This window comes from Stenotrophomonas sp. TWI602 (assembly GCF_039674045.1).
Lineage (GTDB): Bacteria > Pseudomonadota > Gammaproteobacteria > Xanthomonadales > Xanthomonadaceae > Stenotrophomonas.
The window spans coordinates 1-16,819 of record NZ_JBDJMT010000039.1 but is presented as its reverse complement, the minus strand read 5'-3'; the positions used below and the strand labels follow the sequence as shown (position 1 = coordinate 16,819).

General features: G+C 66.2%; 10 protein-coding genes. 4 read left to right on the top strand and 6 right to left on the bottom strand.

Going from position 1 to position 16,819, the window contains the following annotated elements; translation table 11 throughout:
* Positions 1–129: 129 nt before the first annotated feature.
* From ABE483_RS18620 to ABE483_RS18605, 4 genes are all read right to left on the bottom strand, one after another.
* On the bottom strand, positions 130–2,328 hold the full coding sequence (locus ABE483_RS18620; RefSeq protein WP_346466331.1) for a TonB-dependent siderophore receptor: 2,199 nt from the start codon (positions 2,326–2,328) through the stop codon (positions 130–132).
* Between the two features lie 331 nt (positions 2,329–2,659).
* Positions 2,660–4,351 (bottom strand): malate dehydrogenase (quinone), encoded by a 1,692-nt coding sequence (gene mqo, locus ABE483_RS18615; RefSeq protein ID WP_346482166.1) that lies wholly within the window; start codon positions 4,349–4,351, stop codon positions 2,660–2,662.
* Positions 4,352–4,503: 152 nt separating this feature from the next.
* Positions 4,504–5,088 (bottom strand): hypothetical protein, encoded by a 585-nt coding sequence (locus ABE483_RS18610; protein WP_313217568.1) that lies wholly within the window; start codon positions 5,086–5,088, stop codon positions 4,504–4,506.
* A 118-nt stretch (positions 5,089–5,206) separates the two neighbouring features.
* The gene (locus tag ABE483_RS18605; protein ID WP_259261335.1) at positions 5,207–6,112 is read right to left on the bottom strand and encodes a LysR family transcriptional regulator ArgP; all 906 of its coding nucleotides are present in this window, start codon (positions 6,110–6,112) and stop codon (positions 5,207–5,209) included.
* A gap of 134 nt (positions 6,113–6,246) precedes the next feature.
* Between ABE483_RS18605 and ABE483_RS18600 the strand changes: the two genes are divergently transcribed.
* Complete coding sequence (locus tag ABE483_RS18600; protein WP_121043335.1) at positions 6,247–6,882, top strand: LysE family transporter; 636 nt, start codon at positions 6,247–6,249, stop codon at positions 6,880–6,882.
* Between the two features lie 148 nt (positions 6,883–7,030).
* Entirely contained in the window at positions 7,031–9,004 is a 1,974-nt protein-coding gene (locus ABE483_RS18595; protein ID WP_346482165.1) for a S9 family peptidase, read from the top strand.
* Positions 9,005–9,082: 78 nt separating this feature from the next.
* On the opposite strand, the gene ABE483_RS18590 is transcribed toward ABE483_RS18595, so the two are convergent.
* Together ABE483_RS18590 and ABE483_RS18585 are read right to left on the bottom strand one after the other, a co-directional pair.
* On the bottom strand, positions 9,083–10,858 hold the full coding sequence (locus tag ABE483_RS18590) for an oligopeptide:H+ symporter (protein WP_346482167.1): 1,776 nt from the start codon (positions 10,856–10,858) through the stop codon (positions 9,083–9,085).
* A 202-nt stretch (positions 10,859–11,060) separates the two neighbouring features.
* Positions 11,061–12,212 (bottom strand): heparan-alpha-glucosaminide N-acetyltransferase domain-containing protein, encoded by a 1,152-nt coding sequence (locus tag ABE483_RS18585; protein ID WP_313213052.1) that lies wholly within the window; start codon positions 12,210–12,212, stop codon positions 11,061–11,063.
* A gap of 223 nt (positions 12,213–12,435) precedes the next feature.
* On the opposite strand from ABE483_RS18585, the gene ABE483_RS18580 reads away from it, so the two are divergent.
* Entirely contained in the window at positions 12,436–14,406 is a 1,971-nt protein-coding gene (locus ABE483_RS18580; RefSeq protein ID WP_346482164.1) for an oligopeptide transporter, OPT family, read from the top strand.
* Between the two features lie 148 nt (positions 14,407–14,554).
* Positions 14,555–16,618, top strand: a complete 2,064-nt coding sequence (locus ABE483_RS18575; RefSeq protein WP_346482163.1) for a S9 family peptidase — start codon at positions 14,555–14,557, stop codon at positions 16,616–16,618.
* Positions 16,619–16,819 lie beyond the last annotated feature (201 nt).

Below are 16,819 nucleotides of genomic sequence, written 5' to 3'. Positions count from 1 at the left end.
AAGGTGATGCCTGCTGGCCTTCGAGGAGCCGGCCAGCGGCCGGCACTACCTGTGTACGGTGGGTCGCCACAAAAAAAACGGGCCGCCCGAAGGCGACCCGTTCGTTCAACACAGCGATGTCGTCAGGCCTCAGTATTTCCAGCGCAGGCTCAACGCGACAAAACGCGGCTCGCCGTAGTTGTTGTAATCCAGGTTGGCCCAGTAGGTCTTGTCCAGCGCATTGCGCACGCTCAACGTCGCCGTCCAGCTGTCGCTGAGGCGGTAGTTGGCGTTGAACTGCACCAGCGCGTACGCCGGCTGGTTCACCGTGACCGTGCCGCCGAGCGGATAGGGGACGTTGTAGCCCTGCACCTTGCTCTGCCACTGCACGCCGGCACCCACGCTCAGGCGCTCCAGGGCACCGCGCAGCCGCACCTGGGTGTTGAGCTGCAGCAGATCTTCGGCCGGGTTGGCGTACAGCAGATCGGTGGCGGCACGGGTGACCTTGACGTGGGTGAAGCCGGCATTGACGGTCCAGCCCGGCAGGATCTCGCCGTTGACGTCCACTTCCCAGCCGCGTGCCTTGGTCCCGTTGATGCCGATGTAAGCCGAGCTGCCGTCGCTGAGCGAGCGCTCCGGCACGCTCGTGTCGAGCACCGCGTAGTTGTCCTGCTTGGCCTCGAACACCGCGGCATTGGCGGTCAGGCGACCATCGAACCACTGCGACTTGATGCCCGCTTCCAGATTGGAGCCTTCCACCGGTGCCAGCAGGTTTTCGTTGCGGTCCTTGAAATTCTGCGGGTTGAAGATTTCGGTGTAGCTGGCATACGCCGCCACCTGCGGGGTGATGTCGTACACCAGTCCCACATAAGGCGTGACTTCATCCGTCACTTTGTAAGCGCCGCTGGTGCCGGTGTACGCGCCGGCCGCGTTGTAGGAACGGGAAAGCGTTTCCCAACGGCTCAGGCGCGCACCGGCAATCAAGGCCAGCGGATCGGCCAGGCGCAGGCGGGTGGCCACGTAGACGCCACTCTGCGTGGTCTTGGCGACGCGGCGTGCGCCGGTACGCGCGTAGGTCACCTCGGAGATGTCGCCATCCCACGTGCGGATATCCGGGATGTAGTAGCAGCGCTCGGTCCCGCAACGTGCCCAATCGGTGGGATAGCGCAGCGCGATGGTGTTGGTGGTGCCGTCCAGATCCGCCCACTGCCCCCCCACGGTCAGGTCGTGCTCGCGGCCGAACAAGGAGAACGTGCCGCTCAGGTAGGCATCCACGTTGCGGCGGGTGTCTTCGGAATCGCCGGCGGCGGTGCGTAGGAAGATGCCCGCACCGGTGGCCGGATCCGGGTAGCCGCTGCCGTACACGCGCACGTTCTGCACGTTGCCCTGGGTGTAGGCGGTGTTGATCTTCAGCAGCCAGTTCTCGCCGAAGCGCTGCTCCAGGTTGGCGAAAGCGGTGCTGGTCTCGCGCTGCCAGTAGCTCCACTTCGGCGCGACGTTGGTCGAACGCGGCAGATGGGCGAAGTCGCCCTGGCTGTTGAAGAACGGCACCGTGCCCCAGGTCGAGCCAACCGGATTGTTGTCCTGGGTCTGGTAGCCGACGGTCAGCGTGGTGCTGTCGGTCAGGTCACCTTCCAGCACGGCCATGCCGGCCATCTTGTTCTCGTGGTAGCGGTCGTAATACAGATCGCGGTCGGTGTAGGCGGCAACCACTCGGCTGCGGAAACGGCCGTCAGCGGTCAACGGCGCGGTCACGTCGGCTTCCATGCGCTGGTAGTCCCAGCTGCCGGCGCTGACCGAGAAGGAGGCATCGAACTCCTTGCCCGGGCGCTTGCGCAGCAGGTTGACCGTCGCCGATGGCACGCCTGCGCCGCTCAGCAGGCCGTTGGCGCCGCGGATCACTTCGACCCGATCGTAGAACGCGGTGTCATATTCCTGGTTGGTCGAGCCGCTGTAGGTGGGGATGCCATCGACCTGGAAATCGGTGATGGGAAAACCGCGTGCGTAATACAGCGGGCGCTGGGTGTCGTAGAACGAGACGCTCACGCCGGTGACGTTGCGCATGACGTCGTTGATGCTGAACAGCGATTCGTCCTGCAGGCGCTGAAGGCCGATCGACGTCGCCGACTGCGGGGTTTCCTGCAGGCTGATCGGCAGGCGGGTGGTGCTCGAGGGCGCGGCCCGTGCACCCACCACGCTGACCTTGTCCAACGTCTTGGCATCGGCAGCGCTGCTGGCGTCTGCCAGCGCATCGGCGAAGGCCTGCGGGGCGGTCAGCGAGAGGGCGGAGAGCAGGGCCAGGGCCAGCGGGGCACGGCGGGAGCGGAGCGGGTGGGCGCGGAGCGACATGGGGGTCTCTGGACGGCAGTAGGGAAGGAAGGCAACAGGCAGGCAACGCCGGCGCGCAGGCGCCAGGCACGGTAGGTCCATCCTGGGAAAGCAGGCTGTCGGGCAGCTGCGGGGAGACGGCAGTCCGTTGAGACCGTCCCGTTTCCGTAGCGACACCCCTGCGATGCGCAAATGTAAATCGTTCTCAGTCGCTTTACAATTCTTGAACAATCGGCCGCGTCGGCGTAAAGCGGTGGCGCGGCGGCGCTGGCCCCCAAAAACGCAACCGGCCACCGCGAGGGTGGCCGGAGGGAAACCGTGGCGGAGGCCCGAAGGCCTCGCCGGAGCAGGCTTACAGCGCCTGCAGTTCTTCGTTGGCGTTGCGCTTGGCCTCGGCCGGCTTGGGGGCCGGCGGCGGGGTCAGCATGACCGCCGGGCTGGTCTCGACCGGCACCTCCAGGTACGGCAGCTTCAGGGTTTCGCTGGTCAGGCGGCGGATCTCATTGGTCAGCGCCGGGCTGTCATTGAGCTTGCGGCCATACGACGGCACGATTTCCTTCAGGCGCACTTCCCAGCCCGCCGCCATCTGCTCCGGGAAGGCTTTCTTGAGCAGGTCCAGCATGATCGGCGGCGAGGTCGAGGCACCCGGCGAGGCGCCGAGCAGGGCGGCCAGGGTGTGGTCCTGGTCGGTCACGATCTCGGTACCGAACTGCAGGATCGAGCCCTTTTCCGGGTCCTTCTTGATGATCTGCACGCGCTGACCGGCGGTCACCAGTTTCCAGTCCTCGCGCTTGGCGTGGGGAAAATACTTGACCAGTTCGGCCTGGCGGTCGTCATCGTTCAGACGTGCCTGGCCCATCAGGTACTTCACCAGGTCCAGATTCTCCAGGCCCACGCCCATCATGCCGGCCACGTTGTTGTGGTTGACCGAGGAGTACAGGTCGAACCACGAGCCATGCTTGAGGAACTTGGTGCTGTACAGCGCGAACGGCCCGAACAGCACCACCGGCTTGCCATCCAGCTTGCGCGCATCCAGGTGCGGCACCGACATCGGCGGCGAGCCGGTTTCGGCCATGCCGTAGGCCTTCACCGAATGCCGGTTGGCGATCGCCGGGTCCTGGAAGGCCAGGAACTGGCCACCGACCGGGAAGCCGGCGTAGTTCTTCGATTCCGGAATGCCCGACAGCTGCAGCAGCTTGAGCGCGGCGCCGCCGGCCCCGATGAACACGAAGCGCGACTTGACCGTGGTCTCGGTGTCGGACTTCAGGTCCTTGACGGTCACGTTCCAGCTCTTGTCATCGTTCTGGCGCAGGGCGCGCACTTCATGGTTGAGGTGCAGCTTGAAGTTCGGGCTGCGTTCCAGGCCCGCGGTCAGCTGGCGGGTGATCACGCCGAAGTTCACGTCGGTGCCCAGCGGCATCCAGGTGGCGGCGACCTTCTGCTTCGGATCGCGGCCTTCCATCAACAGCGGCGCCCACTGCGTGATCTGCGCGGGATCCTCGGAGTACTGCATGCCGTAGAACAGCGGGTTCTTGACCAGCGCCTGCTGACGCTTGTGCAGGTAAGCGATGTTCTCATCCCCCCAGACGAAGCTCATGTGCGGGGTCGGGTTGATGAAATCGCTGGGCTGGCTCAGGCGGCCTTCGCGGATCTGGTGCGACCAGAACTGGCGCGAGATCTCGAACTGCTCGGCGATGCCGACCGCACGCTTGGTCTCGATGCTGCCGTCCGGCAGCTCGGGGGTGTAGTTCAACTCGGCGAACGCGGAATGGCCGGTGCCGGCGTTGTTCCAGCCGTCCGAGCTTTCCAGCGCAACCCCGTCCAGGCGTTCATAGACCTGGATGTTCCAGTCGGGCTGCAACTCCTGCAGGAAGGTGGCGAGCGTGATGCTCATGATGCCGCCGCCGACCAGGACGACGTCGACCGGCTTGTCGTTGCCGGCAGCCGGGACCGAACGCTGATGCAGCGGCCAGTACAGGAACAGTGCCGCTGCCAACAGCAACACCACGAACAGGCCGAGGACGACCTTCGCTAGTTTTTTCATGGGGATCTCAGGTAGGGAGACATGGGAAGGATGCCGCCGCTGCCGGGAACGCCCGTGAAGACGGGCGTCACAGCGGTACCTTGGAGGCAATTTTAGCCCTTTCCGGTACGGATTTGGTGCAACGCAGCATCCGGTGGGTGTGCCAGACCGGGTCAGTCGCTGGCCAAGGTGAAGTATTCAACGAGGAAATAGCTGGCTTGATAGGCCAGCGCTATCAGGGCCAGGGCCAGATGGGCGCGGCGCTGGCGCAGGGCCATGCCCAGCCCGGCAATGGCCAGCATCACCACCGTGTGGACCCAGTAGGCATCGCCGAGCATCTGCCAGCGGCTGTGCCCCTTGATGGCGGTATCGACCAGATCCAGCAGCGTGACCAGCGCCAGCATTCCGAAGAAGCCACCGCGCCGCTGCAGCAGATAGTTCTCATAGCTGCCGAACTCGCGCACATCGTCCGGAAACAGCAGCACGCACAGCAGGTACCACGCGGCGCAGTAGGCGATCACGAACAGATACAGCTCGAACGTCCACTGCCGGACCTCGCCCAGCCGGAACTCCCACCACCAGAAGGTCACCACCGAGATCAGCGCCCAGACCACCCAGCACAGGTGGATCCACGACCAGCCGCGGCGCTGGGGGTGCTCGATGATCCCCGCCAGCCCGCGCAGCAGGGTGGTGATGCTCAGGCCGAGGATGATGCTGAGCACCACGCGGATGTGCAGGTAGACCGGATCGGTGTCCATCGACGTGCCCGCGGCTGGAATGCGCCGATGCTGCAACGGGGCGGGTCGTCAGGTCGTGTAGGGCTGCATGCGGCCCCGGTACGACAGCCGACCACCGGTTGGCGCCACCGGTCCAGGGCTATCGCTTCTTGCGCACCAGCGTCGCCGAGGCGGCCAGCACCGCCCGGGTCAGCAGCGCCATCGTCTGCACATCGCCCTTCCAGTGCTGCCAGTACAGCGGCACGTCTTCCCACGCGCGCTGCTTCATGTGCACCAGCCGGCCGGCGTCCAGGTGGCGTTTGACCAGCGGCAACGGGTTCATGGTCCAGCCGAGGCCACCGAGGTTGGCCTGGACGAAGGCGCGGGTGGAGGGAATCCACCAGGTCGGCGCGGTCAGCGGCAGGTCGTTGCCGGCCAGGCGGCGGGCGAACCGGGCCTGCATGTCGTCCTTGCGGTTGAACACCAGCACCGGGGCCTGGGCCAGCGACTGCGCGTTGACGCCCTTGGCGAAGTGCTGCTCATGGAAGGCCGGGGTGCAGGTGGCGGCATAGCGGATGCTGCCCAGCGCATGGATCTGGCAGCCCTGCACCGGCTCATCCAGCGTGGTCACCGCGCCCAGCACGGCCCCTTGCCGGAGCAGGGCCACGGTGTGGTCCTGGTCTTCCGAGCGCAGGTCCAGCGTGGTGCCGGTCTGCCGTGCGAACTGCAGGGCCGCCTCGGGGAACCAGGTTTCCAGGCTGTCGTGGTTGACCGCCACCGGAATGCTGGCATGGGGCAGGTCCTCATCGGCGATGCCCATCCGGTGCAGCGCGTCGTGCTCCAGCAGGGCGGTCTGCTCGGCCAGCTGGACCAGCACCTGACCCTCGGTGGTGGCCACCGCCGGGGACGAGCGCTTGACCAGCAGGCGGCCGACCCGGTCCTCCAGTGCCTTGACCCGCTGGGAGACCGCCGAGGCAGTGACATTGAGCGACTGCGCGGCACGGTCGAAGCTGCCTTCGCGGATCACCGCCGCCAAGGCGCGGAGCTGGGCATGGTCGATGCGCATGATCTTAAGTTCCGCTAAAGATGGTTAAGTAAGTTTAGCTCTACTTTTTAATGTTGCGGCGCGACAATACGCGCCATCCGGTGCTGTACGCCTTGGCGAGGCACCGCCCCCCAGCAAGACACAGGTGGTATCCCATGTTTTCCATCCTTTCCGGCGGCGCCGGGCTGAGCGCGTGGCTCAGTGGTGCCGCAACCGGCATCGGCCTGTTCGCGGTGGTCGGCGCGCAGAGCGCGTTCATCCTGCGCCAGGGCATCCTGCGCAAGCACATCATTCCCGTGGTGGCGACCTGCGCCGCCATCGATGGCATCTTCATCTTCGCCAGCGTGGCGGGCCTGCGCACGCTGACCCAGGCGCTGCCGTGGCTCACCACCGTGGTGCTGTGGGGCGGTGTCGCCTTCCTGGCCTGGTACGCCTGGCAGTCGGCGCGGCGCGCGCTGGCCGGTGGCGGCGGCATGCATGTGGACGATGGCGACAGCACCTCGCGCCGCGCGGTGCTGATCTCGGCGGTCGGCTTCTCGCTGATCAATCCGCATTTCTGGCTGGACATGATGGTCATCGGCGGTATCGCCGAGAACTTCGGCAATGCGCGCATGGCGTTCGCCGCCGGCGTGTTCACCGCCAGCTGCCTGTGGCTGACCGCCCAGGGCCTGGGCGCGCGCCTGCTGGCCCCGCTGTTCACCAAGCCCAAGACCTGGCGCATCCTCGACGGCACCATCGCGGTGATCCTGTCGATCCTGGCGCTCAGCCTCGCGTTCCGCGGCATGCATTGAACTCTCTCCTCGATGCAGGTCCTGGAAATGGCACCGTTCGCGGTGCCATTTTTTTTGCATCAGCACGAATATCCCTCTGGTTGGCAGCTCGATCTTCCGCCTAGAATCGCGATCCCGGACATGAGGTCCGATGCAGCAGGGGGAAAGGATGAAGCACGTACAAAGGTTGGGACTGCTGGTATTGCTGGCCATCACGGGCCACGCCGGCGCGGTGGATCTGGAGCGCTACCTGCGCCGGGATGCCTTCACCGATATCAAGATTTCGCCGAACGGCGACTACTACGCAGCGACAGTGCCGATGGAAGATCGGACGGCCTTGGCGATTCTGCGCAGAGACGGGGGTGAGGTGGTGGGCTCGTTTGTGCCACCCAGGAACAATCACGCCAACCATTTCGACTGGGTCAGTGGAGAGCGCGTGCTGATCGGCCTGGCCGAAAAGCATGGTTCCCTGGACCAGCCTCGAATGACCGGTGAACTGTATGCCATGAACGCCAACGGCGGGCGCGGCGAACTGCTGGTCGGCTACCGCGTGCAGGGAAACGGCCCGGGTACCCGCATCCAGCAGAAAAAAGTGGAGGCGGTGGCGGCGTTCCTCGCTGATGACCTGCCCGCGGACGACCGCAACGTGCTGGTCACGATCTGGCCGTTCAACGATGACCCGTTCACCCGTGCCGATCGGCTCGATGTCACCACCGGCCGCCGTCAGACCGTGGCGCGCTCGCCCGTGCGTCGCGCCGATTTCGTCACCGACAACCAGGGCCAGGTGCGTTTCGCGCATGGCGCGGGAACCGACAACGTCAACAAGCTGTACTACCGCGAAGGGTCGGGCACGACCTGGAAGCTCGTCAACGATGAAGCACTGAACGGGCGTATCGAAACTGCGATTGGTTTTTCCGAAGATGGCCGGCTGGCGTACTTCAATACCGAGATGCCGCAGGGGCCGGATGCCATCGTGTCCTGGGACCCGGTGACCGAAGAGCGCAAGCTCGTGCTCCGCGATCCGGTGGTGGATGTGCACAAGTACATCTATCGGCCGGGCACATCCATCCCGGTGGGGGCGCTGTACCTGGGTGACACGCCGCGCACCCGCTTCTTCGACGAACAGGGCCCCGATGCCCGTCTGTATCGCAGCCTGGAGGCCGCATTTGGTGGTGATGCGGTGTTCATCACCTCCAGCACCCGTGATGGCAGGCAGCTGATGGTTGAGGCGTGGTCGGGTCGCAACCCGGGCGACTTCTACATCTTCGACAATGAGGCAAAGAAGGCCGACCACGTCATCAGCCGCAGCAGCTGGATCGACCCGGCCGCGACGGCCGTCGTGCGCCCGGTGGCGCTCAAAGCGCGTGATGGGCTTGCCCTGCACGGCTACCTGACGGTGCCGGGTAAAGGCAATGCCACCAGGCAGCCGATGGTGGTGATCCCGCACGGGGGGCCTTACGGTCCGTTCGATACCGGCGGCTACGACCCGGTCAGCCAGATGCTCGCTGACGCGGGTTATGCGGTGCTGCAGATCAACTTCCGTGGATCGGGCAATTACGGGCGCGCCCATCGATCCGCAGGCGCCCGCGAGTGGGGCGGCACCATGCAGGACGATCTCACCGATGCAACCCGCTGGGCCATCAGCGAGGGAATCGCCGACGCCTCGCGGATCTGCATCTATGGCGCCAGTTATGGCGGCTACGCGGCGATGATGGGCGCTGCCAAAGAGCCCGGCCTGTACCGTTGTGCGGCCGGGTATGTCGGTGTCTATGACCTGCCGATCATGTTCACCACCGGCGACATCCAGCGGCGTGGCTCCGGCGAAAACTATCTCAAGGAATGGATCGGTGACCGGCAGCAACTGGCGGCGGTATCGCCGGTGAATCTGGCCGACCGCATCAAGGTGCCGGTATTCCTCGCTGCCGGTGGCGAAGACGAACGCGCGCCGATCCAGCACACCAGGCGGATGGAAGCGGCGTTGAGGAAAGCCGGCGTGCCTGTGGAAGCGCTGTACTACCCTACCGAAGGCCACGGCTTCTACACCGATCCGCACCGCCGCGAGTACTACACCAAGCTGCTGGCGTTCCTGTCCAACAGCCTGGGCGGCCAGACCGCCTCGGCGTCGACGCCAGCCCAACCCTGAGTACGGCGCGGCATCCACCCCGCCTCAACGACAACGGCACCGGAAGGTGCCGTTGTCGTCTGTGCAAACGGCGCGGACTTACTTCACCCCGTGCATCATCCGCTTCAGCAGCGGCGAGCAGATCAGCGCGACGGCGGCGCAGCCCAGTCCGATCCACATCAGCAGCCAGAACAGGTGTTCGTAGCTGGCGGCGGCGCTGGCGATATCCATGGTCTGGCCTTCCGGCACCTCGATCGCGGCGAGCTTGCCGAACAGCGCGGCCAGCGTTTCGGAGAACGCGGTGGCCAGGAACCAGGTGCCCATCATCAGGCTGACCACGCGCGGCGCGGCCAGCTGAGTAACGGCGGACAGACCGACCGGTGACAGGCACATTTCGCCGATCTCAAGGATCAGATACGCCAGCACCAGCCACCACACGCTGGCCATCTGTCCGGTTGCACCCACGTGTTGGGCGGCCAATGCCAACGGCACGAACGACAGCGCAGCGAAGATCAGCCCGATCGAGGATTTGATGGGCTTGGACGGGTCCATGCGGCGACGGTCCAGCCACGCCCACAGCATCGCGAACAGCGGGGCGAGCACCACCAGGAACAGGCCGCCGAGGTAGGTCAGCGAGCCGGCCGTCTGCGGGATCACCAGGCAGTCGCGGATCAGCATCACCAGCATCGCGGCCACAATGGCGATGAACAGGTTGCGCGGCGCGGACGAACCCGGGTTTCGCTCCGACAGGCGCGCGGCCACCACGAAGCCCAGCGGTGCCAACAGCAGCGAGGCGATCGACCACGGCAGCGGCGTGCCGCCCTGGATCACCAGCGACGGCACCAGGTCCTTGGTCAGCAGGCGATCGGTGAAGGTCACCCACGAGCCGTAGGTCTGCTCGTACAGGGTGAAGAACACCAGTGCCATGAAGATCAGCGCCATCAGCGCGATCATCTGCTGGCGCTGCACCGGCGTGCAGCGGGTGCCGGTGAACCAGGCGAACCAGACCAGCACGCCACCCAGCACCACGATCATCAACATCAGCGCCAGGCTGATTTCACCGCCGAGCGCGAACGCGCCATTGGCCGCGGCCCACATCAGCGCGGCGACCGGCACCACGCCCAGCACGGCCACCGCATAGATCAGCCATTCGCGGCGGATGCCGAGCACGCGTTGGCGCAGTGCCGGCAGGTCGGACGGTTCGGCGTGGCCCTGCAGGTACTTCTGGCCCCACAGGAACATGCCCAGGCCGATCACCATGCCGATACCGGCCGCGCCGAAGCCGTACTTCCAGCCATAGGCTTCGCCGAGGAAGCCGCACACCAGCGAGGCAAACAGCGCGCCCAGGTTGATGCCGGCGTAGAACAGCGAAAAGCCCGAATCGCGACGCGGATCGTTTTCCGGGTACAGCTTGCCGACGATGGTGGAGATGTTCGGCTTGAGGAAGCCCACGCCCATGATGATCAGGGCCAGCGACAGGTAGGTGATGCCCAGCGCGGCGTCATCGCGGACCACCGCGCCATCGACGCGGACCGCTGCGTGACCTTCGAAGGCCATGCCCAGATGCCCGAGCACCAGCAGCACGCCGCCGAACACCACCGCCTTGCGCATGCCCAGCCAGCGGTCGGCGAGCAGGCCGCCGAAGACCGGGATGCAGTAGACCAGGCCACCGTACGCGCCGAGCAGATCCAGGCCGGCCTTGTCGCCGAACAGGTGGTACTTGGTGAGATACAGCAGCAGCAGCGCCTTCATCCCGTAGAACGAGAACCGCTCCCACATCTCGGTGAAGAAGCAGATGTAGACGCCCTTGGGATGGCCGAGGAAGTCGTCGGTGGGGGTGGAGGTTGCGGCGGCGGGCAGGGCGGCTGCGGTCATCGAGGGATCGGGCAGGGCGGACAAGGGGGCGAGTATAGGCCCGGGGCGAAGGGTCAGCCGTGCCGTGTCTGGCCGCTCCGCCGTCGTGGTGTCGGCCGCTCCATTGTCGTAGTGCCGGCCGCTACGCTCCAGTAGTGCCGGCCGGTACGCTCTAGTAGTGCCGGCCGCTGGCCGGCAGCCTCACCATCCCGGCATCGCGCGCTTACAGATAGCGAAGCCACGCCAGATCCCGCCGACGCGCCTTGAAGCGCGCGAACGCTCTGGTCGGCCAGTACAGCGCCAGTGCCAGCACCACGGTGATCACCCACAGGCTCGCCACGTGGTCCACGGCGACATACGCGCCGTGGGTGTGCCCCCAGCGTGCTTCGGCCAGCACGTACAGCAGCTTCAGCACGTACAGGTGCAGCAGGTAGAAGAACATCGGTGCTGCGCCGATGTCGGCCAGTGGCGCCAGCGCCCGTGCCACGCGCGGCTGCTCGTACAGGCGCAGCAACAGCAGGCCGATGCCCAGGGTCAGCAGCAGGAACAGGAGCGAGGGCGGGTACTTGGTGACGTTGAAGACGCTCATCAGCGTGCTGCCCAGTGTGGCGAAGGACTGCCACGGGCTGTCGCCGTAGAGGTTCACCGCCCGCAGGATGACGAACGCCAGCAGCGCACCGGCGCCGGCCATCCACAGGCGACGCTGGCGCAGGAGGGCATCGCCGCCGCGCGCGAACCACGGGCCGATCACCCAGCCCAGTGCAATGACGCCGATCCACGGCAGCACCGGGTAGGAGGTGCGCAGGCGCAGCCCGTCGGTCACGGTGATCCAGTCGCGCTGGTGCAGCACCTTCCACAGCACGGCCAGCACCCCGTCGCCCTGCACGCGGACGCCATCGAGCAGGTTGTGCCCGGCGATCACGGCCAGCGCCAGCACCGCCAGTGCGCCGCGTGGCAGCCACAACAGCCCGGCCAGCGCGATCATGCTGATGCCGATCGCCCAGATCACCTGCAGGTACATCACGCTGGGCGGGAACTGCAGCGTCCACGCGAAGTTGACCACCAGCAGCTCCAGCACCACCAGGAACAGGCCGCGCTTGAGCAGGAAAGCCGACGCGGCCCGGCGCCCATCCGGCTTGCCACTGGCGTACAACCAGGCCGACAGGCCGGTCAGCAGCACGAACACCGGGGCACACAGATGCGCCAGCAGCCGGCTGACGAACAGCGCCGGCTCGACCTGGTCCACCACCATGGGGTCGCCGACCTGCTGGTGCATGTAGAAGGTTTCGCGCACGTGGTCGAGCAGCATCAGCACAATGACGGTGCCGCGCAGCTGGTCGATGGAGGTCAGGCGGGAGGTGGGGGAATGCGTCACAGCAGCGCCGGTTGCTCGGCGCGATAGGATATAACATAACTAAAGTGGATGGTCCCGGCCTTGGACGTTGCCGAGTCCGGCGTGTCGCAGCGGCGGCGGCCCGCGTAGGTCAACAGGGGCCTCGATCAGGTGGTGCGGGGTTGCCGGCCGGCGGCCGGCACTACTGGACTTGCCCGTACATGAACGCTAGCGTGGCAGGGATTTTTTGCCAGCAGGGGCTTCCATGAACAACGACGCTGCGCCACGCCAGCTCACTTTCCGCGCGGTGGTGCTTGCCATCGTGCTGGCGGTGATTCTGTCGGCCGCCAACGCCTACCTCGGTCTGTTCGCAGGCCTGACCATCGCCACCGCGATTCCCGCGGCCGTCATCTCCATGGGCGTGCTGCGCCTGCTCGGCGGTGGCACCATCCTTGAAAACAACATCGTCCAGACCGGTGCTTCGGCCGGCTCGTCGATCGCCGCCGGCGTGATCTTCACGATTCCCGCGCTGGTGATCATGGGCTACTGGCCGGACTTCAAGTACTGGTGGGTGCTGGGCATCGCCGGCCTGGGTGGCCTGCTGGGCGTGCTGTTCTCGGTACCGCTGCGCCGTTCGATGATCGTCGAAGATCCGCTGCCGTTCCCGGAAGGCAAGGCGGCCGCCGAAGTGCTCAAGGCCGGTGAAAACCCCGGCCCGGGCCTGAAGATCCTGGCTGTGTCGGCGGTGATCGGCGCCTTCGTGAAGCTGGCCGCCGAAAGCGGCCTGCGCCTGATTCCGGATGCCTGGGCCACCTCGGCCTACGTGGGCAGCTCGAAGATCACCGCCTTCATCGGCACCAACCTGTCCCCGGCGCTGCTGGGCGTGGGTTACATCGTCGGCCTGAATGTCGGCATCGTGGTGGTGTCCGGCTCGATCCTGACCTGGCATATCGCCATTCCGCTGTACCAGATGTTCTTCATGAACACCGATCCGGCCCTGGCGGCCTCGATCGCCACGGCCAGCTCCACCGAGGCCGCCTTCGCCATCTGGGGCGCGAAGATGCGTTACCTGGGCGTGGGCGCGATGCTGATCGGTGGCGTGTGGACCCTGATCTCGCTGCGCAAGTCGCTGCTCAATGGCGTCAAGAGTGGCTTTGCCGCGGCCCGCAAGAGCGGTGGCCCGGCGCTGGCGCACACCGAGCGCGACCTGCCCATGAAGTGGATGCTGGTGGCCCTGGTGGTGTTCACCCTGCCGCTGTTGGCGCTGTACCAGGCCATCGTGGGCCAGTGGCACGTCTCGATCCCGATGACGCTCATCATGATCGTAGCCGGCTTCCTGTTCGTCTCGGTGTCGGCCTACCTGGCCGGCCTGATCGGCTCCTCCAACAACCCGGTCTCGGGCATCACCATCTCCACCATCCTGTTCGCCTCGGCGGTGCTGGTGCTGCTGCTCGGCAAGGACGGCCTGACCCCGGTCGGCGTGGGCGGCGCCCCGCTGGGTGCGGTGGCCGCGATCATGATCGGTGCGGTGGTGTGCTGTGCGGCCGCGGTCGGTGGCGACAACCTGCAGGATCTCAAGGCCGGTTACATCGTCGGTGCCACCCCGTGGAAGCAGCAGCTGATGCTGGGCATCGGCGCGTTCTCGTGCGCGCTGATCATGGCGCCGGTACTGAACCTGCTGGCCACCGCCTACGGCATCGGCGTGAAGTCCGAGCTGCATCCCAACGCGCTGGCCGCACCGCAGGCGAACCTGATGGCCTCGGTGGCCAAGGGCCTGTTCGGCGGCGAGCTGCCGTGGACCTTCATCGGCATCGGTGCCGTGGTCGGCGCGGCGATCATCGCCTTCGACAGCTGGCTGAAGGCGCGCAACGCCCGTTTCCGCGTGCCGGTGCTGGCCGCGGCGATCGGTATCTACCTGCCGCTGGAGCTGATGGTGCCGATCTTCCTGGGCGGCCTGATCGCCTACCTGGTGGAGCGTTTCCACAAGATCCGCGGCGACGATGAAGAAGGCCGCGACCGCGTGCACAAGCCGGGCGTGCTGTTCGCCGCCGGCCTGATCACCGGTGAAGCCCTGATGGGTATCGCGATCGCAGTACCGATCGTGATCAGCAGCCGCGCCGACGTGCTGGCGCTGCCGTTCCACCTGCCGGGCGCGCAGTGGATCGGGCTGGCCGTACTGTTCCTGGTCGGCTGGTTGATCTACCGCACCGGCAAACGCGCGGTGGGTTCGGTCTAACCAGCGACCCCGCTGTGCGTCACGACAAACCCCGCTCCGGCGGGGTTTGTCGTTTCTGGAGCGCCCAGGGCACGGCATGACCGATGGCCTTTGCATGGGCCACCCCTCGGCCCTACCATCGGCGTTTTGCCGTTCCGCGGAGACCCCGATGAAACTTCGTTACGCCCTGCTGCCGTTGTGCCTGCTGACCGCGATGCCCTCGCTGGCGGCCACGCGTGGCCTGGATGTGCGCGACATGATCGCGCTGGATCGGGTCTCCAGCCCGCTGCTCACCGCCGATGGCGGCAACGTGATCTTCGCCAAGCGCGTGGTCGGTACCGACAGCAAGGCCAGCACCGGCCTGTACATCCGCAACCTGCGCACGCGTGACCTGGCCCCGCCCAAGCCGCTGACTCCGGCCGGTTGGAACGTCAATTCCGCAGCGCTGTCGGCCGATGGCCAGACGGTGTACTTCCTGAGCGCCAAGAACGGCAGCCAGCAGCTCTACGCGCAGCCGACCACCGGCGGCACGCCGCGCCAGATGACCGACTTCCCCGTCGATGTGGACAGCTTCCACGTCTCCCCGCAGGGCGACCGCGTGGCCTTCAGCAGCGGCGTGTTCCAGGACTGCGGTTCGGACCTGGCGTGCACCAGCAAGAAGCTGGACGCGCACAAGGCGCGCAAGAACACCGGTGAGGTGTTCGATAACCTGTTCGTGCGCCATTGGGATACCTGGGCCGATGGCCGCCGCAATACGCTGTTCGTGGCGCCGCTGCCGGCAGGCAAGGCCGCCGCGGTGAAGGGTGCTTCGGCGATCAGCGCGACGCTGGCCGGCGATGCGCCGTCCAAGCCGTTCGGCGGCAATGACGACTTCACCTGGTCGCCGGATGGCAAGAGCGTGGTCGCCGCGATCCGCGTGGCCGGCAAGCAGGAGCCGTGGTCGACCAATTTCGATCTGTACCGTCTGGATGCCGAGGGCAAGCAGGCCCCGGTCAACCTGACCGCGGCCAACCCGGCCTGGGATGCCGGCCCGGTGTTCAGCGCCGACGGCAAGACCCTGTACTACCGCGCCATGAAGCGCCCGGGCTTCGAAGCGGACCGCTTCGGCCTGATGGCCATGGACGTGGCCACCGGCAAGACCCGCGAGATCGCACCCAAGTGGGATCGTTCGGCCGGCGAGATCGTGCTGTCCGGTGACGGCACGCTGATCTACACCAGCGCCGACGACATGGGCGAGCACCGCCTGTTCGGCGTCGATATCGCCACCGGCACCGCTGAAGTGGTGGCCGACGGCGGCAGCATCGGCTCGCCGGTGATCGCCGGCACCACGCTGGCGTATACGAAGAACAGTCTGAAGAGCGGCGATCAGATCATCGTGGCCGCCTTCGATGGTGCCAACCCGCGCGAGATCACCCCGAGCGCCGGTGAGATGCTGCCCGACGTCGCCTTCGGCGATTACGAGCAGTTCCAGTTCAAGGGCTGGAACAACGAGACCGTGCACGGTTACGTGGTCAAGCCGTACAACTACCAGGAAGGCAAGAGTTACCCGGTCGCGTTCCTGATCCACGGTGGCCCGCAGGGCAGCTTCGGCAACGGCTGGAGCTACCGCTGGAACCCGCAGACCTACGCCGGCCAGGGCTACGCGGTAGTCATGATCGACTTCCACGGCTCCACCGGCTACGGCCAGGCCTTCACCGATGCGATCAGCCAGCACTGGGGCGACCGCCCGCTGGAAGACCTGCAGAAGGGCTGGGCCGCGGCACAGAAGCAGTACCCGTTCCTCAACGGTGACAAGGCGTGTGCCCTGGGCGCCAGCTACGGCGGCTTCATGGTCAACTGGATCGCCGGCAACTGGAACGAGCCGTGGAAGTGCCTGGTCAATCATGACGGCGTGTTCGACCAGCGCATGATGGGCTACGCCACCGAAGAGCTGTGGTTCACCGAGTGGGAGCAGGGTGGCACGCCATACGAGAAGGCGGCCAACTATGAGAAGTTCAACCCGGTCAACCATGTGGCCGACTGGAAGAAGCCGATCCTGATCGTGCACGGCCAGCTCGACTACCGCATTCCGGTGGAGCAGGGCCTGGCCGCGTTCACCGCTGCGCAGCGCCAGGGTATCGAATCCAAGTTCCTGTACTTCCCGGATGAGAACCACTGGGTGCTCAAGCCGCAGAACAGCGTGCAGTGGCACGACACTGTCAACGGCTGGTTGAAGCAGCACATCGGCGAATAAGCCGGTTTGAAGCGCCGCCCCCAGGGGCGGCGCTTCTTCATGGCACCGGGTCTCGTTGGCCGTGGTATCACCGGTGATCGGCGGCGGTGTAACCGGCCAACGTCGGCGGTGTAACCGGTAGAGCCCACCCGGGGGGGGGGGGCGGCACAAAGAGCCCCCCCACCCGGGGGGCGCAACGGGAGGGTTTTTACACAAAAGATG